The organism is Rhodococcus sp. OK302 (genome assembly GCF_002245895.1).
Taxonomy (GTDB): Bacteria; Actinomycetota; Actinomycetes; order Mycobacteriales; family Mycobacteriaceae; genus Rhodococcus_F.
Genome location: NZ_NPJZ01000001.1, coordinates 4,502,826 through 4,524,117 on the forward strand (window position 1 = coordinate 4,502,826; position 21,292 = coordinate 4,524,117).

Annotated in this window: 18 protein-coding genes; 9 read left to right on the plus strand and 9 right to left on the minus strand. The window is 60.6% G+C overall.

The window, feature by feature from the left end:
* The first annotated feature begins 289 nt into the window (after positions 1 to 289).
* From BDB13_RS20665 to BDB13_RS20675, 3 genes are all read left to right on the plus strand, one after another.
* Positions 290 to 1,222, plus strand: coding sequence for a DoxX family protein (locus BDB13_RS20665; protein WP_094273478.1), 933 nt, complete (start codon positions 290 to 292; stop codon positions 1,220 to 1,222).
* Positions 1,223 to 1,355: 133 nt separating this feature from the next.
* Positions 1,356 to 3,638, plus strand: coding sequence for a HelD family protein (locus BDB13_RS20670; protein ID WP_094273479.1), 2,283 nt, complete (start codon positions 1,356 to 1,358; stop codon positions 3,636 to 3,638).
* 22 nt (positions 3,639 to 3,660) lie between these two features.
* Complete coding sequence (locus BDB13_RS20675) at positions 3,661 to 4,179, plus strand: hypothetical protein (protein ID WP_094273480.1); 519 nt, start codon at positions 3,661 to 3,663, stop codon at positions 4,177 to 4,179.
* A gap of 19 nt (positions 4,180 to 4,198) precedes the next feature.
* Here the strand turns inward: BDB13_RS20675 and BDB13_RS20680 are convergent, their stop codons facing one another.
* From BDB13_RS20680 to uvrB, 3 genes are all read right to left on the minus strand, one after another.
* The gene (locus tag BDB13_RS20680; RefSeq protein ID WP_094273481.1) at positions 4,199 to 4,651 is read right to left on the minus strand and encodes a universal stress protein; all 453 of its coding nucleotides are present in this window, start codon (positions 4,649 to 4,651) and stop codon (positions 4,199 to 4,201) included.
* A 189-nt stretch (positions 4,652 to 4,840) separates the two neighbouring features.
* Positions 4,841 to 5,716 carry an SCO6745 family protein gene (locus BDB13_RS20685; protein WP_094273482.1) on the minus strand — a complete coding sequence of 292 codons (876 nt, stop codon included), beginning with the start codon at positions 5,714 to 5,716 and terminating at the stop codon, positions 4,841 to 4,843.
* Between the two features lie 44 nt (positions 5,717 to 5,760).
* Complete coding sequence (gene uvrB / locus BDB13_RS20690; RefSeq protein WP_094273483.1) at positions 5,761 to 7,923, minus strand: excinuclease ABC subunit UvrB; 2,163 nt, start codon at positions 7,921 to 7,923, stop codon at positions 5,761 to 5,763.
* Positions 7,924 to 7,997: 74 nt separating this feature from the next.
* Between uvrB and BDB13_RS20695 the strand changes: the two genes are divergently transcribed.
* Entirely contained in the window at positions 7,998 to 8,516 is a 519-nt protein-coding gene (locus tag BDB13_RS20695; RefSeq protein WP_094273484.1) for a DUF402 domain-containing protein, read from the plus strand.
* A 3-nt stretch (positions 8,517 to 8,519) separates the two neighbouring features.
* Here the strand turns inward: BDB13_RS20695 and coaE are convergent, their stop codons facing one another.
* A complete protein-coding gene (gene coaE, locus BDB13_RS20700; RefSeq protein WP_094275067.1) occupies positions 8,520 to 9,734 on the minus strand; it encodes a dephospho-CoA kinase in 1,215 nt (404 codons plus the stop codon).
* A gap of 152 nt (positions 9,735 to 9,886) precedes the next feature.
* On the opposite strand from coaE, the gene BDB13_RS20705 reads away from it, so the two are divergent.
* Positions 9,887 to 10,108: a hypothetical protein gene (locus tag BDB13_RS20705; RefSeq protein WP_094273485.1), complete on the plus strand. Its 222-nt coding sequence runs from the start codon at positions 9,887 to 9,889 to the stop codon at positions 10,106 to 10,108.
* A gap of 205 nt (positions 10,109 to 10,313) precedes the next feature.
* Here BDB13_RS20705 and rpsA read toward each other — a convergent pair whose 3' ends face one another.
* The gene (gene rpsA, locus BDB13_RS20710; protein WP_094273486.1) at positions 10,314 to 11,801 is read right to left on the minus strand and encodes a 30S ribosomal protein S1; all 1,488 of its coding nucleotides are present in this window, start codon (positions 11,799 to 11,801) and stop codon (positions 10,314 to 10,316) included.
* A 307-nt stretch (positions 11,802 to 12,108) separates the two neighbouring features.
* Between rpsA and BDB13_RS20715 the strand changes: the two genes are divergently transcribed.
* Positions 12,109 to 12,954, plus strand: a complete 846-nt coding sequence (locus BDB13_RS20715) for a class I SAM-dependent methyltransferase (RefSeq protein WP_094273487.1) — start codon at positions 12,109 to 12,111, stop codon at positions 12,952 to 12,954.
* Between the two features lie 3 nt (positions 12,955 to 12,957).
* Here BDB13_RS20715 and BDB13_RS20720 read toward each other — a convergent pair whose 3' ends face one another.
* The 4 genes from BDB13_RS20720 to BDB13_RS20735 all read right to left on the minus strand — a co-directional run bounded on the left by BDB13_RS20720 (position 12,958) and on the right by BDB13_RS20735 (position 16,916).
* Positions 12,958 to 13,719: an amino acid ABC transporter ATP-binding protein gene (locus tag BDB13_RS20720; RefSeq protein WP_094273488.1), complete on the minus strand. Its 762-nt coding sequence runs from the start codon at positions 13,717 to 13,719 to the stop codon at positions 12,958 to 12,960.
* Positions 13,716 to 14,696 carry an amino acid ABC transporter permease gene (locus BDB13_RS20725; RefSeq protein WP_094273489.1) on the minus strand — a complete coding sequence of 327 codons (981 nt, stop codon included), beginning with the start codon at positions 14,694 to 14,696 and terminating at the stop codon, positions 13,716 to 13,718. The genes BDB13_RS20720 and BDB13_RS20725 overlap by 4 nt, the downstream gene beginning before the upstream one ends.
* A gap of 64 nt (positions 14,697 to 14,760) precedes the next feature.
* Complete coding sequence (locus BDB13_RS20730; RefSeq protein ID WP_094273490.1) at positions 14,761 to 15,633, minus strand: ABC transporter substrate-binding protein; 873 nt, start codon at positions 15,631 to 15,633, stop codon at positions 14,761 to 14,763.
* Between the two features lie 185 nt (positions 15,634 to 15,818).
* Positions 15,819 to 16,916, minus strand: coding sequence for an isocitrate/isopropylmalate dehydrogenase family protein (locus BDB13_RS20735; protein WP_094275068.1), 1,098 nt, complete (start codon positions 16,914 to 16,916; stop codon positions 15,819 to 15,821).
* A 19-nt stretch (positions 16,917 to 16,935) separates the two neighbouring features.
* Here BDB13_RS20735 and BDB13_RS20740 point away from each other — a divergent pair, with 19 nt between their 5' ends.
* The 3 genes from BDB13_RS20740 to BDB13_RS20750 all read left to right on the plus strand — a co-directional run bounded on the left by BDB13_RS20740 (position 16,936) and on the right by BDB13_RS20750 (position 21,192).
* A complete protein-coding gene (locus BDB13_RS20740; protein WP_094273491.1) occupies positions 16,936 to 17,460 on the plus strand; it encodes a 2'-5' RNA ligase family protein in 525 nt (174 codons plus the stop codon).
* Positions 17,461 to 17,497: 37 nt separating this feature from the next.
* The gene (locus BDB13_RS33610) at positions 17,498 to 17,722 is read left to right on the plus strand and encodes a nuclear transport factor 2 family protein (RefSeq protein ID WP_094273492.1); all 225 of its coding nucleotides are present in this window, start codon (positions 17,498 to 17,500) and stop codon (positions 17,720 to 17,722) included.
* A gap of 245 nt (positions 17,723 to 17,967) precedes the next feature.
* The gene (locus tag BDB13_RS20750; protein ID WP_369597455.1) at positions 17,968 to 21,192 is read left to right on the plus strand and encodes a protein kinase domain-containing protein; all 3,225 of its coding nucleotides are present in this window, start codon (positions 17,968 to 17,970) and stop codon (positions 21,190 to 21,192) included.
* Positions 21,193 to 21,292: the final 100 nt, after the last annotated feature.

Genomic DNA, 21,292 nt, shown 5'->3' on the forward strand with positions numbered 1-21,292 from the left:
CGAAATGACCGACAAATCCGGTCGCACAACCACTTCCGAATTCACTCGTGAATCAGCCTGGTTCGGTAGCGAAGGAAACTGGAATCGGCTGGGTTACGGCGACGCACACAAACCTGGGCGGCACTCGTCGGCAGCAATTGCCGAATTACCTCCTGGATCGCACCGCACGAAAGATAGCCGAAGGCCCACACCAATGCACCTTCAAGACGCTGACCACGACACAACCAAACCGCCCCGAACTTTGTCCGAATCGCTAGGGTGGAAAAGACCTACGTCGGAAGGCTTGAACATGCTGGTACGCCGAATTGCTCGTCCACTGCTCTCCACCATCTTCATCGTCGGTGGAATCGACGCGCTCCGAAATCCCGCTCAACGAGCGGTGAAGGCGACTCCGTTGATCGACAAATCCGTCGAAACTCTGCCCGGCGCTGTGACACAGAAATTGCCCGCCGATCCCGAGACTCTGGTCAAACTCAACGCCGTCGTACAGATTGGCGGCGGAGTGTTGCTGGCAAGCGGGAAGGCGCCTCGTGTCGCGTCGTTGGCATTGGCCGGAAGCCTGATTCCGACGACTCTCGCCGGCCATGATTTCTGGAATGAGTCTGACCCGTCGATCCGCGCAATGCAACGCACCAACTTCGTCAAGAACCTCAGTCTGCTCGGCGGATTGATGATCGCGTCCGTCGACACCGAAGGCAAGCCATCGCTCGGTTGGCGCGGTCGACGCGCGGCAAAGAAGGCGCAAGCAACAATTTCAGCGGCGCTGCCTCTCGTCGCGGCGCAGAGCGATCACACCGGCGAACGCCTCGAACATGCCCTGACACTCGCTTCGGAGCGTGGCTCCGAGCTGGCCGAATCTGCGAAAGTACATGGTGCTGAGTGGATCGACGTGGCAAAGGAGCGAGGACCCGAGCTACTCGAAATCGCCCAGAAGCGAGGACCCGAGCTTCTCGAAATCGCCCAGAAGCGAGGACCCGAGCTTCTCGAAATCGCACAAAAGCGAGGATCCGAATTGGCGGAAACAGCCAAGGAACGGAGCGCCGTCATCGCTGAGCTGGCAAGTAAGCGAAGTGCGGAGTTCGCCGAACTCGCACTCGAGAAGAGCAACGAGTGGGCGGAGACTGCCTCCGAGCAGTCCGAGGTTCTCGGTAGGCGTGCGCGCAAGCGTGCTGAAATTGCGCTTGCGAAGGCCCGCGAGAAGCGCGATGAATTGACGCACTGACACCACTGCGCATGAGGTCAGGCCACCTTCGGGTGGCCTGACCTGCTTGTATACGGCAATTCACCTGAGCGAACTAGACTGTCTTGGCACTTTTGCGGTGCATGAAGTTCTTTCACCAAGCCTAGGAGATCCCTTGCCCGACGCGGACCCGTCACTGACCGAGCAACAGCTCGAGCAGCACTACGTGACGATGCTGTACTCCCGTCTCGACGATCTTCGGAAGCATGCCAAATCGCGCTTGAGCACTGTCTTGTTGGAGACCGGTGGAACACCACAGGCTCGCAGTGAACGCGAATCTTTCAACGCGATGTATACCGAGGACTTGGCCAAGTACGACGCTGCCGAGAACGGACTGTGTTTCGGCAGAATCGATTTCGACGACGAACTCCGTTATGTCGGACGCCTGGGAATCCTGGACACCGAAAACGATTACGAAACCCTCCTTCTCGACTGGCGAGCACCGATGGCGCGCCCGTTCTACCTGGCGACTCCGGCAGCACCGGAGGGTGTGAAGCGTCGACGCCATATCCGTAGCCGGAGCCGCAAGGTCACCGGAGTCAACGACGAGTACCTGGACCTCGATGCAGCGCGTGCTGCCGGAGTGGTGAGTGAATCCGACGGTGTTGCCGGCGAGAGTGCACTCCTCGACGCGCTGAATGCGGCCCGTACCGGGCAGATGAACGACATCGTCGAGACGATCCAGACCGAGCAGGACACGATCATCCGTTCGGAGCACAAGAGTGTGCTCGTGGTTCAGGGTGGCCCCGGAACGGGCAAGACTGCTGTCGCACTACATCGCGCCGCATTCCTGCTCTACACCTACCGCAAACAGTTGGCGAAGGCCGGCGTTCTCATCATCGGCCCCAACGCAACGTTCCTCGACTACATCAGCCAGGTGCTCCCGTCCCTCGGTGAGACTGGTGTCCTCCTTTCCACCATCGGCGATCTGTATCCGGGAGTGCGTGCAACACGGGTCGATTCACTGAAGGCCGGCGAGATCAAGGGGTCTCTGGACATCCTCGATGTCCTCAAGAACGCCGTCCGCGATCGCCAGGAAGTCCCGTCGAAACCGATTGTCCTTCGATTCGATACTTACGATCTGAAATTGGATCGACAGGTTGTCACCAAGGCTCGCGGACGAGCGCGCTCGTCCCGTCGCCCGCACAACTTGGCGAGACCGATCTTCGTATCCGCAGTCATCGAGGCTCTGGCCCTGCAGATGGCGGCGATCATCGGCGGCAACCTTGTTGATGGCGGTTCGCTTCTGAGCCGAGACGACATCGCCGACATCCGCGACGAAATGCGCGAAGACACCGACATCATGGCCGCAATCAGCAAACTGTGGCCCGAGCTTTCCCCGCAGCAGATTCTGGCCGAGCTCTGGACGTCACCGACTCGGCTGGCAAAAGCGGCGCCGCAACTCGACGACAACCAGCGTGCTGAATTGCTGCAGAGCGTCGGCCCCGGATTCAGTGCCGCCGACGCGCCACTTCTCGATGAACTGGCTGAAATTCTCGGTGTCGACGACGCGGCGGAGCGTGAACGTGCACAACGACAATGGCGCGCGCAGATCGCGGATGCGCAGGGCGCGCTCGATATTTTGACAGGTTCGGCCCCGCAGGACCTCGAGGACGAACTGGACCCCGAGATCCTGATGGCCTACGACCTGATCGACGCCAGCCAGCTCGCACAGCGCCACGATCTCGGACAACAACAGACCACCGCGGAACGTGCTGCGGGAGATCGCACCTGGACGTACGGTCACGTCATCGTCGACGAGGCACAAGAATTGTCCGCGATGGCGTGGCGAATGTTGATGCGCCGCATACCGAACCGATGGATGACACTGGTCGGCGATACAGCTCAGACCGGCGATCCCGCGGGCACTTCGTCCTGGCAGACGATACTCGAGCCGTACGTCGCGAAGCGCTGGAAGCTCACCCAGTTGACGGTGAACTACCGAACCCCGTCGGAAATCATGGACGTCGCGCACCGGGTGCTCGAGGAAATCGACCCGTCGCAAGCGGTTCCGCGCTCGGTGAGAGACAGCGGTTTTGCACCCTGGGCACTGAAGACGACGGCTGAGAATCTCGAAGCGACGGTGCGCCACTGCATCGAGCACGAGTCACACGCCGGTCTCACTGCCGTGATCGCCGGAGTTGACATGGTGAAAACCCTGGCGGCGCTCGCCAACGACTCGGTGAGCGTGCTGTCCGTCAAGGACGTCAAGGGTCTGGAATTCGACACCGTGTTCATCGTCGAACCGTCGAATATTCTCGATGAATCCCCGCGAGGGATGAACGACCTGTACGTGGCGTTGACTCGCGCAACCCAGCGACTGGGCATCATTCACGTCGAATCGCTTCCGGCGGTACTCGACAACGTCGCAGAGGCAGTGTTCGCGCCCGTAGCCTGACGGCGGGAAGGTACGTTCGCTCATGTCGCTTCTACTGAAGGAAATCCCACTCGTGGCAGCTCCGGTCTCGACCCGCACCCGTCAAGTGCTCGCACAGCCTCGCACACGCGCCCTGGGCGGCGCCGTACTGATCGGCCTCTGCGGATCGATACTGGTCGGCTGCAGCCAGGCTCAGTCGTCGGTGACCGCGGCGCCCGGTGATGGTGTCGTAGCCACCACTACACCGGCGACATCACCTCGAGCTGCCAGCATCCACCGGCTCCGGGACGCCATACTCGCCGGTGGCGGCGAATCACAGCTTCCCGACGACACTCTTCAGGCTCTCGGCGACGGAATCTGCCGACAGCTCCGTGCCGGTACCGACCGTGCGACGATCATCGCGAACGTGAGGCCCATGGCGCACAACGGAGCCACGGGCAATCCGTCACAACTTCAGGACACGGCCATCCCCACCGACAACTCAGCCGCACCCACAATCTCGCCTGAAGCCGATCGACTGGCTGCGGTGATTGTTGATGCGGCTGATGCCAACTACTGCTGAAGCGACTACTCCGAAGCGATCAGCGAACGGTATGAACGATCAGGACGTCTGACGTTGCCTTGCGAGCAGCATCAGACGGGACCGACCCGAGAAGACGACCGGTCAAAGTGTTCAGTCCGCGGTTTCCGATGACCAGAAGGTCACCTTCGACCTCGTCGAGCAGCGCCAGCAGCGATTCGACCGGGGCGCCGACCACAGCGCGTTCGACGATGTTCTGCGCTCCGGCGGCATGGGCGCGCTCACGGGCGGTTCGAAGAATTTCGTAGGTCGGCGCCGATCCGGTGACCTGGTACGCCTCGTTGCCTAGTACGTCGGCGGCGGCACTGACGTCCTTCGGGTCGGACGGGTAGTACGCACACGCGATCACGAGCTGTGCACCGGCGTCGCCTGCGATGCTCGCAGCTCGGTCCACCGCTTTCAGTGACGACTCGGAGCCATCGGTTCCTACGACAACGGTCCGGTAGGCACTCATTCATTCCTCCATGTTTAAGGGATGGTCAGAACAGCAGCTACCGACTGACGCAGACTCTGCACCAACTCGACAACCGCTGCGCTGACATTAGCGGGGTTGTGGCGACGATTGTGTCAATTGCCGTACACACCACAAATCAACAGTGAATGTGATGTGAAGTAACATCAAGAATCCCTCAAAGATAGCAGGTCAGCGCATTTCTCCGAAACGCGGACCGAATAAAGCCGTCGGAAATACTTCTTGTTCAACCAACGCAGCGCGCCACGGCGCAGCGATTTCGAGTAGCCGCTTCGCCCCCGACTCGCCCAAGGCATCCCACGGTGCAAACGCCAGATCGTCTGTCAGATCCTCGACGACGTCACGCAGATCCTGACCGTCCTCAGTCAACTCGCCAGTCGCGCGGTCCAATAGTTCACGATCTTTCAAGCTTTCGACGGCCTCGTTCCATTGTTCCTGCGACCATCCCCGACGCGTCTGCGCAAACTTCTTCTGGAAGCCGATTCCGGTTGCAGTGTGCGTGATCAGAGCGTCCAAACCATTGAGATCGGCAGTCTGCAGGGCCGCGATATGACCGTCACCGCGGTACTCACGCAGCAAGGTCAACGCATGCCAGAAAGCGACATGTGGGACCGTGGGCCACTCGACCGACGCCCATCCGGCGTACAGCGGACGGCCCTCGACGCCGGGGATGTTGCGCGCTGCGATCGACACCAACTCAGCGGCCTCCGCCATGTCGGATGATCCCGTCACATCAGCGCCCAGCAGTCGCACGTACGCGGCATCAATCGCCCGGTAGCGGGCTGCAACGATCTCCGACGGTTTCGCCAGTTCCCACGCCCGCGGAATGACGCTGCCGATCAGTTCCGGGTTGAAGTTGTAGAACGTCGACGTCACGACGGTGGCAGGTGGAGTTCCCAGCGGCGCCGAACGGCCGGCGAAGTAGATCATCCGGCCAGGCTCGAGACCGGCAGCAACCAATTCCTGCTCCGTCTCGGGAACGAAGTAGGCCAACGAATGAAGAAGCTCGAGAGTTCGGCCGGTCTTACCTGCAGTCTGTGCGTCCATACGTAAACCGTAGCGGGAACCTACGGTTCACCTCGCCAGGTGGTCTACTTCAATCCGGCTGCGTCCATGCCTCGGAGTTCCTTCTTCAAATCTGAAATCTCGTCGCGCAAACGGCCGGCCAACTCGAACTGCAAATCGCGGGCAGCGTTCATCATCTGATCGGTGAGTTCCTTGACCAGATCTGCCAATTCGGCTCGCGGCATCGACTTGGTATCGCGACCTTCGTACACACCCGCGCTGACAGCGCGACCTGCCTCACCCTGTGCTCTCCGTCCGCGGGTCGCATTGCGACCGGACCCGCCGATGTCGATCGAAGCCGCAGTGTCCTCGGCTTCCTCGTAAACCTGATCGAGGATGTCAGCGATCTTCTTCCTCAATGGCTGCGGATCCACGCCCATCTTGGTGTTGTATGCGACCTGCTTTTCTCGGCGACGTTCGGTCTCTTCGATTGCCTGCGCCATGGACTTGGTGATCTTGTCGGCATACATGTGGACTTGACCGGACACGTTACGAGCTGCGCGGCCAATCGTCTGGATGAGGCTGGTGGAACTACGGAGGAACCCTTCCTTGTCTGCGTCCAAGATTGCGACCAGGGATACCTCGGGTAGGTCCAGGCCTTCTCGGAGCAGGTTGATGCCGATCAGGACGTCGTACTCCCCCAGCCGCAACTGCCGCAGAAGTTCGACGCGACGCAACGTGTCGATGTCGGAGTGCAGGTACCGGACACGGATTCCGAGTTCGAGGAGGTAGTCGGTGAGGTCTTCCGACATCTTCTTGGTAAGGGTCGTGACAAGGACGCGTTCGTTCTTGGACGCCCGCTCACGGATCTCATGCACCAGGTCGTCGATCTGGCCTTTGGTCGGCTTGACGATGACCTCGGGGTCCACCAGGCCGGTCGGCCGAATGACCTGCTCGACAAACTCGCCGCCCGTCTGACCGAGCTCGTACTTTCCGGGAGTCGCCGAAAGGTAGACGGTCTGACCGATCCGTTGGCTGAACTCTTCCCAGGTAAGCGGCCGGTTGTCGGTTGCCGACGGCAGGCGGAAGCCGAATTCCACCAGGTTCCGCTTGCGCGACATGTCACCCTCGTACATGGCTCCGATCTGCGGAACCGTCACGTGCGACTCGTCGATGACCAAGAGGAAGTCCTCCGGGAAGTAATCGATGAGTGTCGCCGGCGCCGTGCCCGGTCCACGGCCGTCGATGTGCCGCGAGTAGTTCTCGATGCCCGAGCAGAATCCGACCTGCTTGATCATTTCGAGGTCGTATTGCGTACGCATCCGCAGACGCTGGGCCTCGAGCAGTTTGCCCTTGCCTTCCAACTCTGCGAGACGTTCTTCGAGCTCCGCCTCGATGTCCTTGGTCGCACGCTCCAACCGCTCCGGACCAGCTACGTAGTGGGTGGCCGGGAAGATCCGAACAGTATCGACCTTGCGGACGATGTCGCCGGTCAGCGGATGGAGATAGTACAAAGCCTCGATCTCGTCGCCGAAGAACTCGATACGAACAGCCAGTTCTTCGTAGGACGGAATGATCTCGACGGTGTCACCGCGAACCCGGAACGACCCGCGGGTGAACGCAACGTCATTGCGGTTGTACTGGACATCGACGAGTAGGCGCAGGAAAGCATCACGCGGAATCTCGACACCGACATCGAGCTGAATCGAGCGATCCAAGTAGGACTGCGGTGTACCGAGACCATAGATGCAGGACACGGATGCCACCACGACGACATCACGCCGCGACAACAGGCTCGAGGTCGCCGAGTGCCGCAGACGCTCGACGTCGTCGTTGACCGAGGAATCCTTCTCGATGTACGTATCGGTCTGAGCAATGTACGCCTCAGGTTGGTAGTAGTCGTAGTACGAGACAAAATATTCGACAGCATTGTTGGGCAGCATCTCTCGAAGCTCGTTGGCCAACTGCGCAGCCAGCGTTTTGTTGGGTGCCATCACCAAGGCCGGACGCTGCAGCTTCTCGATCAGCCAAGCCGTCGTCGCGGACTTACCGGTACCCGTCGCACCGAGCAGGACAACATCTTTCTCGCCTGCCTTGATCCGTTTCTCGAGTTCGGCGATAGCGGCAGGCTGATCGCCGGCCGGCTCGTATTCACTGACAACCTCGAAACGTGCATCGGAACGCTCGATGTCGCCGATCGGGCGGAACTCGGAATGCGCGAGGACGGGATGTTCGGAAGCAAACGCCATGAAACCAGGGTAAACGCACCCACCGACAGCATGTGTAGTTGCGCGTGAGCACTTCGACGGTAGGTTCTTGCACCATGAGCGAATCGCGCCCCCACATCCACCCGCCGAAGGTCGAGACGTTCGATCTGGTGGCGCGAACCAACATCGACCCCAAGGGCTTCGTTCGCCAGGTCGAGCAGTATCGCGAAGAACCATGGGGTCTCTATATGGCTCGGCACGCGGACCACCCGCAGTTCCACTATCTGGAGTCCTGGATACTGCCCGACCTCGGGATCCGCGCATCGATCTTCCATTTCAACCCCGGCCACGAACGCGACCAGGATCACTACATCGACATCGGTGACTTCACTCGCGGCGAGCATGCCTGGACATCCGAAGACCACTATCTCGATCTGATCGTGCAGACCGGGCGCAGCACGGAACTACTCGACGTCGACGAACTCCTCGAAGCCCATGCGGCTGGAATCCTCGACCCCAAGACCTCCGAACGCGCCATGCTGACAGCGGCCAGCACCATCGACGGAATCGCTGCACACGATCACGATCTCGGCGCGTGGCTCACGTCGGTAGGCATGCCCATCACCTGGCGCTGAGCTTCAAGCCTTCCAACCCGACTTCTCGGCCCACTCCCAGGCCCGATGAAACGCCGTGTCGAACCAGGGCGTCTTGACTGACTGGTAGGCGTCCATCGCCCTGTCGTAGTCGTCGATTCCGGCTGTCTGCGAGGCTGCGCGGACTTTCAACAACGAGTACTCGTCGCGGGCTTCGCTGTCTGCCCGCAGCCAGTCCCGGAACACGAGTGCGAACTGTTGGCCCGGCCAACCGTCGACGCGGACGTGAATGTTCACCAGACGCCCCGGATCGGCACCGCCGTGAATCCGCTTGGCCCACACGGCAGGATCAGTTTCACCGCCGATATACGCAGGCTTCGGGTCGTCGGCAACGATGTGCTCGATGCGCGGGAACCCGCCGGCCGCAAGATCTGCAGCAAGTTGATCGGCAATTCCCAGGTGCTCGACCGTGATCTGAATGTCGATCACATCCTTGGCATCAAGTTCCGGAACGGCAGTGGAACCGATGTGATCGATCCGCAGTGCGCGGTCACCGCAGAGGAGCGCCAACCTGTTGATCAGCCGACCGGCCTGAGCGGGCCACGACGGATCCGCCGCGCTCAATGCGGGGAGCGCCCGAACCACCGAGCCGGTGCGCAGGTTTTCCTCGAAGGGCGCGATTCGCGTTGCCCACAACTCGCGGACAACGACGTCGAGCGCCCCCGGATCACCGCTGTTGTCGAGCCACACGTCCGCAACAATGCGACGCTGAACATCGTTCGCCTGCGCCGCGATACGAGCGCGGGCATCCGCCTCAGGCATCCCCCGTGAGCCGACCAACCGTCGTACCCGCTCTTCGGCATCGACGTACACGATGACGACAAGGTTGAATGCCGGGGCCATGCCCGCTTCGACCAACAGCGGAATATCCTGCACCAGTACGGAATCCGAAGGCACGGCAGCAATCTGCTCGGCCGTCCGGTTTCCGATCAGCGGATGAAGGATGGAGTTGAGCGTGCCACGGGAAGTGTCGTCGGCAAACGCCAACGCCGCCAACGCCGGCCGATCGAGACTGCCGTCGTCGGCCAGGATTCCGTCACCGAATGCCTGCGCCAACGCTGCCAATCCCGGACTGCCGGGTTCTACGACTTCCCGGGCGATCAGGTCGGCATCAACGATCACTGCTCCCAGTTCGGTGAGAATTTTCGACACAGTCGACTTGCCGGCTCCGATGCCTCCAGTGAGGCCAAGTCTCAACACAACCGACAGTCTCTCACCCTCAGTGACTGTGGGCGAGAACGAGTCCTGAATTCGAACACGCCGCACCCTCGACACCCAATTACCACAATTTGCGCAATCCGTGTGGTTAAGTTCTAGCGAACGCCCTGTACCTTCTCGAGAAAGTGGACGCCATGCGAGCAGATCGCGACCATCTCGGTCAGCACCGCCTCGGAATGCCGAACGGCGTGCACTGCATCGAATACCCCGAGGTCGCCTTCGCATTGGCGGAGCATCGCCGGACATGGTTCACCGTGCTCGTGAGCCAAGGCCGTCACAGCTTCGCGTCGATGCGCAAGCGCACCGCAGAAGCTACTGCGACGTACTGGGTACCGGCTCCGGCAACTATCGCCTGACCTAGAATTTCACAGCTCCACCGATAGGCCACCAGTCTGAACAGGCTGGTGGCCTATTTTTTTGTCTTCACGTCGAGATCAAACTGGTTGATTGCACTTGCCTCTGCAGAAGTATGAGCCTGCGCAACAAAAAAAGAACCCCGCTCCTGCAATGCAGGAGCGGGGTTCTTTCAAGATCTCGCTTGATCAGATCAAGCGGTAATCCTTATGCGTTGCCCGACAGCTTCTCACGAAGTGCGGCGAGCTGTGCATCGCTGGCAAGCGATCCGCCAGCGGACTCAGCCGGAGCGGAGCCTTCAGCGACCGGAGCCTCATCGTCGTCAGCAGATGCAGTCTCCGAGGAGTAGCCTGCGGCAGCGGTGGCAGCTTCAGCGGCCTCGTCTGCAGCGGTCTTCTCCATCTGAGTGGTGTGCATCTTGTGGCGACGCTCAGCCTCGGCGTAGCGGTTTTCCCACTCTTCGCGCTGCTTGTCGAAGCCCTCGAGCCATTCGTTGGTCTCGGGATCGAAGCCCTCGGGGAAGATGTAGTTGCCCTGCTCGTCGTACGAGTCGGCCATGCCGTACTTGGACGGATCGAACTCGGCGTTGTAATCCTCGTTGGCCTGCTTCAGCGACAGCGAGATACGACGACGTTCGAGGTCGATGTCGATGACCTTGACGAGTGCGTCGTCGCCGACACCAACAACCTGGTCCGGAACCTCGACGTGGCGTTCTGCCAGCTCCGAGATGTGAACGAGGCCTTCGATTCCCTCTTCGACGCGCACGAATGCACCGAACGGAACCAGCTTCGTGACCTTGCCGGGCACAATCTGGCCGATCGCGTGGGTGCGAGCGAACTGGCGCCACGGATCTTCCTGCGTTGCCTTGAGCGACAGGGAAACGCGCTCGCGGTCCAGATCGACGTCGAGAACCTCGACGGTGACCTCGGTGCCGACCTCGACAACCTCGGACGGGTGATCGATGTGCTTCCAAGACAGCTCGGAAACGTGAACCAGGCCGTCTACGCCGCCCAGGTCCACGAATGCACCGAAGTTGACGATGGAGGACACGACGCCCTTGCGGACCTGGCCCTTCTGGAGCTGGTGCAGGAATTCGCTGCGGACCTCAGACTGGGTCTGCTCGAGCCATGCGCGACGCGACAGAACCACGTTGTTGCGGTTCTTGTCGAGCTCGATGATCTTGGCCTCGATCTCCTTGCCGACGTACGGCTGGAGATCGCGGACGCGACGCATCTCGACGAGCGAAGCGGGGAGGAAGCCACGAAGACCGATGTCAAGGATGAGGCCGCCCTTGACGACCTCGATGACGGTGCCCTTAACGGCCTCGTCCTTCTCCTTGAGCTCCTCGATGGTGCCCCAGGCACGCTCGTACTGAGCGCGCTTCTTCGACAGGATCAGTCGACCTTCTTTGTCCTCCTTGGTGAGGACGAGAGCCTCAACCGCATCTCCCACGGAGACGACCTCGTTGGGGTCGACGTCGTGCTTGATGGAGAGCTCACGAGAAGGGATGACGCCTTCGGTCTTGTAACCGATGTCGAGCAGAACCTCGTCGCGGTCGACCTTGACGATGGTTCCCTCGACGATGTCACCATCGTTGAAGTACTTGATCGTGGCGTCAATGGCGGCGAGGAAGTCCTCGGCAGAGCCAATATCGTTAATGGCTACCTGCGGCGAGGTATTGGTTGTGGAGGGCATATGTTGAATTGCTCCGGACGAGTTGTGGTCGGTTGATGGATTTTGTCGGACGAGATGCAACATCTAGGTGCGAAAATGCAGTACCCAGTTGCACCCGAAAGTAACAACCGGAAACCGAATCACATTCCGCGCCCGAACGGCGCACCACAAGATCTCTCGTTCATACCGATCCGCAACCTCGTGAAAGGCCCCGTACAGACAATCGGCAGAATGACAGACACTCGCGTGGGTAAGACTACGCGTCGGCTGTCAGACCAGGCAAACCCGGGTACTCTGTCGCCACCGTACGCGCTCTAGTCTGTTCGATATGTCTGACGATCGCCACGCCGCCGCCAATTCCATCCTCGGCACCAGCGGTGTCGGACGAGTTCGAGTCGACTCCGGTACAAGCGACCGTGCGAGCCGTGCGTGGTGGGACGCCGACGCCGAGGATTACCACCGGACACACGGCGAATTTCTGGGCGTGAACAGCGCCGAAGGCGAATTTGTCTGGTGCCCGGAGGGACTGCACGAAGGCGACCATCACCTTCTGGGCGACATCGTCGACAAGGACATTCTCGAAGTGGGCTGCGGATCCGCCCCCTGTGCACGATGGCTGGCCGGCCACGGCGCTCGAGCGGTCGGACTCGATATCTCGATGGGGATGCTCGCACGCGGAGTCGATGCGATGAACACCGGTGGCCCACGCGTCCCGCTGATCCAGGCGAGCGCAGAGCTGCTGCCGTTTGCCGACGAGAGTTTCGACATCGTCTGCTCGGCGTTCGGCGCGGTCCCCTTCGTGGCCGATTCCCAGCAGGTCATGAACGAGGTCGCGCGCGTCCTGCGGCCGGGCGGAAAGTGGGTCTTCGCGGTCAACCACCCGATCCGCTGGATCTTCCCCGACGATCCCGGGCCCAAGGGTTTGACCGCAACACTCCCCTACTTCGACCGCACGCCCTACGTCGAGGTCGACGACAACGGCGTCCCGACGTACGTCGAGCATCACCGCACAATCGGCGACCGCGTACGCGAATTGGTGGCCGCCGGACTGCAGGTTCAGGACATCATCGAACCGGAGTGGCCGGAATGGTTGGACCGCGAATGGGGACAGTGGAGTCCCCTTCGCGGCCAACTCTTTCCGGGCACCGCAATTTTCAGCGCCGTCAAACCCTGACGGTTACAGCAGATTCGACAGGAACGCCTTGGTGCGATCTTGCTTCGGATTGGCGAGTAGCTCGCGCGGCTCTCCCGATTCGACGACGACGCCGCCGTCCATGAACACCAGTTGATCGGCAACTTCGCGGGCGAAACCCATCTCGTGGGTGACGACGACCATCGTCATGCCGTCCTTGGCAAGTTGTTTCATGACCGCGAGTACCTCACCGACCAGTTCCGGGTCGAGCGCTGATGTCGGCTCGTCGAACAACATCAGCTTCGGGTCCATCGCCAGAGCGCGCGCGATCGCGACTCGCTGTTGCTGTCCGCCGGACAACTGCGCCGGGTACGCATTGGCCTTGGCGCTCAAGCCGACCTGATCGAGGAGATCCTTGGCGCGCTCGACGGCCTTCTTCTTGCTGATCCTCTTCACCTGGGTGGGCGCTTCGATGATGTTCTCGAGTGCCGTCCGATGCGGGAACAAGTTGAAATGCTGGAACACCATGCCGATATCGCGGCGTTGTTTGGCAGCAGCTCGCGGATGAAGTTCGTAGAGCTTGCCGTTCTTCTCGGAATAGCCGACCAGATCACCATCGACGTACAGACGCCCGGCATTGACCTGCTCGAGGTGATTGATGCATCGAAGGAATGTCGACTTGCCTGATCCGGACGGTCCGACAAGGCAAAGCACCTGCCCGCGATCGATTTCGAGCGAAATGCCTTTGAGAACTTCGAGCGCGCCGAAGTTCTTGCAGACCTGCTCCGCTTTCACCATCGGTGTCATTTACGTTCTCCTCCGGGAACATCCGGAAGTGTCTCCACAACCGTGTCTTTACCTTGTGCGTCGGCAAGTGCCTGAAGTTGGCGGGTAGTGAGCGCCCGCGTCGCGCCCTTCGAGTAGTGCCGCTCGACGTAGTACTGACCGATCATCAGGAGACTCGTGATTACGAGGTACCAGGTGGACGCAACCATCAGTAGCGGAATCGGCTCGAAATTGGCACCCGAAATATCCCGGGAGCGACCGTACAATTCGCCAGTGAAATTCACCGCAGAGACCAGCGACGTTGTCTTGAGCATGCTGATGACTTCGTTACCCGTGGGCGGGATGATGACTCGCATCGCCTGTGGGAGGACAGTCCGACGCATGGTCTGCCCCCACGTCATACCCAACGCGGTTGATGCCTCGCTCTGACCTTCGTTGACGGAACCGACGCCGGCACGAACGATTTCCGACATGTAGGCAGCTTCGTTCAGACCCAGCCCGATCACAGCGAAGAGGAACGGTGCCTGGATCCCGTACATGTCGATATGCACGAACTGATGGACAAACGGAATTCCGAGATCGAGGCTTTTGTAGATGGCGGGGAACAGACCCCAAAACACCAGTTGGACGTAAACCGGCGTGCCACGGAAGACCCACAGATAGACCCAGGACGCACTCCGCAGAACTGGGTTGGGCGACAACCGCATCACTGCCAGGACTACTCCGAGAACGATGGCCAACACCATCGCCAACACGGTCAACTTGATCGTGTTCCACGCACCCTCTGAAATCCGCGAGTCGAACAGGTACTGACGGTAGGTGCCCCAAGCAAAAGCCTCATTTGTGGCTGCGCCGTAGAGAAAGAGTCCGAAAAGAACCAGTACAACGATTGCGGCTATCCAGCGACCTGGCCGCCGCAGCGGGATGGCCTTGATCGGCGGGGGTTGCCCGTTGCCCGGGTCCACGCTCCCCACGTCCGCACTGCCCGTTGTTGTCATCGTTGACGCCTCTCCCCGTTCGATACTGGGTTTGCCCATATTTGTTGCAATAGGTGCTTGTTCATCAACTCTCCGCACCGTTGATCTTCGATACCTCGATGACCCCTGCCTCAACGCTCCACGTTTCTGCAATCTGCTGATAGACACCGCTGTCGATCAGATACTGCATGGCCTGTTGCAGCGCCGGGCCCAAACCTGATCCTTTGACTATCGGCCAGCCGTACGGCGCGGATTCGAACGGAGCACCGGCCGCTTCCATCCGGCCCTTACTGCGCTTGATCGCATAACCGGTAACCGGCGAGTCGGCAGATAGAGCATCGACCCGTCCAAGGATGAGCGCGTTGGCTGCGTCGTCTTGGCTGTCGTACTTGACCTTGTCGATCGGCGGTTTACCGGCGGCCACACACGCCGCGCTCTTGGCGGGCACCTCGTCGATGTCTTCAGTGGTCGTGGTCTGCACCGCGACCCGCAATCCGCAAGCATTGTTCGGGTCGACCGGGTTGTCCGGCCGCTGTGCCCATTGGATGCCGGCACTGTAATAAGTGACGAAATCGACGGTCTTTTCCCGCTCTTTGGAGTCGGTGAACGACGACATCCCCAAGTCGTAACTACCGGCCTGGATCGAGGGAATGATCTTGTCGAAGTCTGCTTGGTTGAACACGGCTTCGACGCCGAGAACCGCAGCGACAGCGTCCATGAGATCGACGTCGAATCCGACGATGGTTCCGGACGCATCCTTGAACTCGTTGGGTGCGTACGGAATGTTGACACCAATCTGAAGTTTCCCGGATTCTGCGACCTTCGGTGGCAGGAGCGCCGCGATCTCGGGGACTTTCTGCACACTGATCGCCGGCCCCTCGGGTACCAGTCCTTCATCGTTGACAACGCATCCGCCGCAGAGCGCGACGATCACACCAATCAACAGCAGACGCACCACATGTGCGCGCACGCCCCTACGCCGAACTACTTGTACCCGCACGTTTTCACCGACCACGACTCTGCTCTCCACTCGTCGATCGCCGCACCGAGCAACGTTCATTCGAAATTCGATAGAACGGTAGGTTACGGCAGGAGTTACTCCAGCACCGATTCGTCGAAACCTCCGGCAACCCGCTCACAGAATCAGCGACGAACTGTGCGTGCGAACACCGCTTCGGCGAATTGACTGGTCGAGGCTAATCCGCCTAGGTCAGCTGTCGCAGTTCCAGCGGCGATAGTGCCTCGAACGGCGTTCGTGATGCGGCTTGCCGCGAGTGTGAGCCCACTGTCTCCACGAGATTCGCCGAGCCAGTCGAGCATCATCGCGCTCGACAGCAATAACGCGGTGGGGTTGGCCCGGTTCTTACCCGCGATATCCGGCGCGGCACCGTGCGCGGCCTGAGCCATAACTTTGGTTTCCGAAGCATTGATCGACGGTGCGCTGCCGAGTGAGCCCGACAGTTCTCCGGTCAGGTCTGAAAGTATGTCGCCGAACATGTTCTCCGTGACGACGACGTCGAAGTCTCCGCCGCGGCGGACGAGAAGTGCTGCCATGGCGTCGACGTGTTGATCGTCGACGACGACGTGCGGAAATTCGGTAGCGACGCTCAGGCAGGCGTCCCGGAAAAGTCCGGTGGTCAGTGTCAGGACATTCGCCTTGTGCACGATGGTGACGTGGTTGCGTCGACGTGTCGCCAGCGTGAATGCGGTCCGAGCAATTCGCTCGCAGGCCGCTCGGGTGAAGACGCCGACAGCCAGAGCGAGATCCGGCGTCGGCATGAACTCTCCGCTGCCCACCGCCATGTTGCGATCCGCATACAGCCCTTCGGTGTTCTCGCGGACGATGACCAGATCCATCGTCGGGACGAGGGCCTTCACTCCCTCGAATGCGATCGCGGGTCGGATATTCGCGAAGAGTTCGAATTTCTTGCGGATCACACCGCCTGGCGTGAGCTGTCCACGAAACTCACTCGGGTACGACGCACTGTCATGGGGTCCGAGAATCCATCCGGGTAGCTGTTCGAGGGCTACGACAGTCTTGTCGGGAATCGGCGTCCCGTGTGTCTCGATGGCTTCCCGTCCGAGCGGAAGTTCCACCCAGTCCACCGGTGGCGCGTGAACCGCGGACATTGCCGCGTCGACAATCTGCCGCGCCACGGGGACAATCTCGTGGCCGATTCCGTCGCCGTGCATGAGTCCCAGTCGCAGTGTCGGAGAAGTGATTGCGCTCGCACCTGTCATCGGGTAATCATTGCTCACGATGGTCCAGTCGGTGGAGTTGTTGCTCGACGCGTCGAGCGAATCTGCGGTTCGCTCGCAGTGGACTGTGCTCGCAGATGCCGAACTACCCAGTCAAGCAAGTCGTCACAGCGCATCGAATCGTCCACACATCACGTTGTTCGCTGCCCACAGCATTCCGGCTGACGTCGACGCAATCCTCAGCAGAAGGTTCATGCAGCCGTCCTTCGAGGTTCGACTGGGCGGTTACATAGTTTTCGGTGGCAAGCAGTTTGTGTTGGCACGCTCGGTAATTCCGTCGCGAGCACTACTGCGACTTCACCACGACGTCTACGCGGCTGCTGCGGGATCGAGCGGTATCTCCGCGCACATCGAACCCGGGTCCTGGACACCACATGTGACGTTGGCGCGGCGGATCACTCCGGATCAATTGGGTTATGCGATCTCTCTGCTCGGCAGTGCGGTAGTAATCGGAGATTGCGGGCCGATCAGGCGTTGGGACGGCGACGAGAAGGCGGAATGGCTACTGACCCCGCCGTCCAATTGAATGAGGAGAGTCCGGAACATGACAACACCGGACGTCGTTGACTAGTCGCGCGCCGAGCCGCGGGACACGGACACGTCATGTCCCGGACTGCATTTCGATCGACATTCGGTCCGAAACAGAAGCGTGCGCCACATCTACCTGGGCCTTCTATACCGACACCGATTCCACCCCGAAACTCGACGGCATCGGACGATACGTTGACACATTTCGCTTCGAAAGTGGCCGGTGGAAGCTGGCCCGCCGGAAAATCTTCCGGGGCTGACTACTACCAGGCGAAGGAGCGGCCCGTCGCGCGGCCGATGAGGCCGTCAGCTATTTTTCACCTCCGCCGCCCGGCGGGGATATCCTGGAACACACGCCGAGAAGTGACGTGCACGGTGCCCCTTCATACCGTGACGCGGATCCGTTCGTGGCATTCTCGGTGCCCAAGTGCCGACTCAATGCGACTGCACCGGATCGAAGCTACTGATGGCCGATACTGATCCACCCCCGACACGGCGTGATGCAGTGACTGCAGATCTGACCGAAGCCGGATTCGAAGACGCAACTGAGATCGGGCGGGGCGGCTTCGGTGTCGTCTATCGGTGCCGTCAGCGATCCTTGGAGCGCACGGTCGCTGTAAAGGTATTGACCGGCGAATTCGACCGGGAAAACGTCGCACGATTCCTCAAAGAACAGCGCGCGATGGGCAGGTTGACGGGACATCCGAACATTGTCAATGTTCTCCAGGTCGGCACCACAACCAGTGGCCAGCCTTACATCGTGATGCCGTACCACCCCCTGGATTCGCTGCAGGCCCAGATTCGCCACAGCGGTCGCCTCGAGTGCGAGGCGGCGCTGCGACTGGGTGTCAAAGTGGCCGGCGCCCTCGAAACCGCGCATCGTCTGGGCATCGTCCATCGGGACGTGAAGCCCGCGAACATCCTGTTGACGGATTACGGCGAACCGGAGCTTGCCGACTTCGGAATCGCGCACGTTGCCACGGAATTCGACACCGCAACCGGAACTATCGCCGGTTCTCCCGCTTTCACAGCGCCAGAGGTAGTGAAGGGACAACAGCCTGGTCCGGCCGCCGACATCTTCGGGCTCGCCGCGACACTGTTGTGCGCCGTCACCGGCCGACTCGTTCCGGATCTACGCGAGCAGGAGATACAACCCGATGTTCGCGCCCTTCTCGAACGAGCAATGTCCGTCGATCCTGGCGATCGTCCGTCGACGGCGGTCGAGTTCGGTGAAGAACTCCAGAACATCCAGCGCAGTCACGGTTGGCCAATTGACGAGATGGCCTTGAACGCCGAACGCTCGGAATTGCCCCCTCAGCCCAACCACTCCCGTTCTGCGGACAATTCCACCCGCGACGCCACCCCGTCGCCGACTCGCGCGGAGAGAGGCAGAACTACCCAGGACCACGTCGGGAATCTGCCACTGGAGCTGACCAGCTTTGTCGGTCGACGCCGAGAGCTGACAGAGACGAAGAAGGTGCTGTCGGCATCGCGGTTGGTGACACTCACCGGCGTCGGCGGTGTTGGCAAGACCAGGCTTGCACTACACGTAGCCCGACAATCGCGAAACGCATTTCCCGACGGAGTCTGGTTGGTCGAGTTGGGTGAGCTCCGTGACGAATCCCTTGTTGTCGACGAAGTGGCGACAACCCTCGGACTGCGTAACTGGTCTGCGCGACCTGTGCTGGACAATCTGATCGATCACCTCAGTTCTTCTCGGATGCTGCTGGTGCTCGATAACTGCGAACAGCTACTTGATCCCATCGCTGGGCTCACCGAATCAATTCTGCGCACCTGTCCCGAGGTACGGATCCTTGCCACGAGTCGGGAACCTCTGGGAATCGGTGGGGAAACCGTGATTCGCGTCCCGCCGTTGACTGTGCCCGATCCGGATCAGCTCCCGTCGATACGCGGCTTATCGGGCTACGACGCGGTGACCCTGTTCGCCGAACGCGCCGGCGCCGCCGTCCCGACTTTCGAGATCACCGAGGACAACCGAGTCTCACTGGCTCAGATCTGCCAGCGACTCGACGGTCTGCCGCTGCCGATCGAATTAGCCGCGGCACGATTGCGTGCGATGTCGACCACTCAGATCCTCGAGCGCCTCACCGACAAGTTTCAGCTCCTGACCGGGGGTAGTCGCGGTGCACCGTCGCGTCAGCAAACGCTGCGATTGTGCATGGACTGGAGCCACGAACTGTGTACGCCGCTCGAACAGAAGTTGTGGGCCCGGTTGTCGGTATTCGCGGGCGGCTTCGAATTGGATGCGGTGGAAGCTGTGTGCGCATTCGACCTCGGCGCGGGCGAAGTGCTGGATGGATTGGCATCATTGGTGGACAAGTCGATTCTCACTCGGGAAGAGCCGACATCCGTTGTTCGATACCGACTTCTCGAAACGCTGCGAGAGTACGGCTGGGAAAAGCTGCACGAGACCGGAGAGGGTCGGGAACTGCGCCGTCGCCATCGGGATTGGTTCGAACAGCTCGCCGTGCGCGCTGCGACGGAGTGGATCAGCTCGCGCCAACTCGAATGGATTACACGACTGAGTCATGAGCAGCCGAATATTCATGAGGCACTGGAGTTTTGCGTCTCCGAAGACGCTTCGACCGAGACAGAATCCGGATTCCGCCTCGCGAACGCGATGTTTCCGTTCTGGTTCTCCCGCGGCACGTACAGCGAAGCTCGGCATTGGTTCGACCGTGTCCTGGCGTGGGCGTCTACGCTGCCGACGGTTGATCGACTGTCGGTCGTCTACGCACAGTGTCTGCTCCTCTCGATCCAAGGTGACACATCAGCGGGACGCGCCCTCGTCGAGCAAGCTCGCACAATTGCCGACGAGTTGGGATCTCCCGTCGCGGATGGTCTTATCGCTCATGCCGATGGGGTTCTCGCACTGTTCGGTGCAGATCTACCCCGGGCGATCGAAACCATAGAACGGGCAGTGGCCGCGTTCCGCCACGAAGACAATCGATTGCGTCGCGTACTGGCATTGAATCAACTCGGAATGGCGTACGACTCGATCGGAGATCCGGCCCACGCCATAGCGTGTTACGACGAGTCACTATCGATAACCGGGCCGCTCGGCGAGTCCCTCTACCGAGGACGGGCGTCATCGAATTTGGGGCTGGCGTTGTGGAAGCAGTGTCAGCAAGGGAAGGACGCTGACTGTTCGCGGGCAGAACCCCTTCTCAAGCAGGGACTCCGTCTCGCGCGACACGTCGACGATCCGCTCGGCTCCGCGTGGTGTCTGGAAATTCTGGCGTGGATCGCCGCGGGTGACGGAAGGTACCGGCACGCCGCCGAGTTGATGGGCGCCGCGGACGCGCAATGGTACGAGATAGGCAGCCCGGCAATCCGGTTTCTCGGCCTGACAAACGATCACGCCGAATGTGAACGACGCACACGAGACGGGCTCGGGCAACGAGCATTCGAAACGGAATTCCGAAAGGGCAAAGCAATGCGATTCGCACAGGCGGCAGCGATAGCGCTGGGCGAAAATCCGCAGGTCGCGAAACCATCCGGTCGTGACGTGACCAGCCTGACCAAACGTGAACGTGAAGTCGCGGAACTTGTAGCCGAGGGTCTTACGAACAAAGCGATCGCTGCCAAGTTGGTGATCTCACAGCGCACCGCTCAAGGGCACGTCGAACATATTTTGACGAAGCTCGGATTCAACTCGCGTACGCAGATTGCGGGCTGGGTGGTCGAGCGTGCCCACGAGGTCACGTGAGGGAAAAGTGGGGAAACCGCTCCCCGGGCTCAGTGAACTGGAAAGCCACCCGCGACAAACTATGCGGCACCGTGTTCAGTCCGTGGTCGATCACCGTGTA

Coding starts and splice junctions, on each gene's coding strand:
- BDB13_RS20665 (WP_094273478.1), top strand. CDS start 290: ATGCTGGTACGCCGAATTGCTCGTCCACTGCTCTCCACCATCTTCATC.
- BDB13_RS20675 (WP_094273480.1), top strand. CDS start 3,661: ATGTCGCTTCTACTGAAGGAAATCCCACTCGTGGCAGCTCCGGTCTCG.
- BDB13_RS20680 (WP_094273481.1), bottom strand. CDS start 4,651: ATGAGTGCCTACCGGACCGTTGTCGTAGGAACCGATGGCTCCGAGTCG.
- BDB13_RS20685 (WP_094273482.1), bottom strand. CDS start 5,716: ATGGACGCACAGACTGCAGGTAAGACCGGCCGAACTCTCGAGCTTCTT.
- uvrB (WP_094273483.1), bottom strand. CDS start 7,923: ATGGCGTTTGCTTCCGAACATCCCGTCCTCGCGCATTCCGAGTTCCGC.
- BDB13_RS20695 (WP_094273484.1), top strand. CDS start 7,998: ATGAGCGAATCGCGCCCCCACATCCACCCGCCGAAGGTCGAGACGTTC.
- BDB13_RS20705 (WP_094273485.1), top strand. CDS start 9,887: ATGCGAGCAGATCGCGACCATCTCGGTCAGCACCGCCTCGGAATGCCG.
- rpsA (WP_094273486.1), bottom strand. CDS start 11,801: ATGCCCTCCACAACCAATACCTCGCCGCAGGTAGCCATTAACGATATT.
- BDB13_RS20715 (WP_094273487.1), top strand. CDS start 12,109: ATGTCTGACGATCGCCACGCCGCCGCCAATTCCATCCTCGGCACCAGC.
- BDB13_RS20720 (WP_094273488.1), bottom strand. CDS start 13,719: ATGACACCGATGGTGAAAGCGGAGCAGGTCTGCAAGAACTTCGGCGCG.
- BDB13_RS20725 (WP_094273489.1), bottom strand. CDS start 14,696: ATGACAACAACGGGCAGTGCGGACGTGGGGAGCGTGGACCCGGGCAAC.
- BDB13_RS20735 (WP_094275068.1), bottom strand. CDS start 16,916: ATGACAGGTGCGAGCGCAATCACTTCTCCGACACTGCGACTGGGACTC.
- BDB13_RS20740 (WP_094273491.1), top strand. CDS start 16,936: ATGGTCCAGTCGGTGGAGTTGTTGCTCGACGCGTCGAGCGAATCTGCG.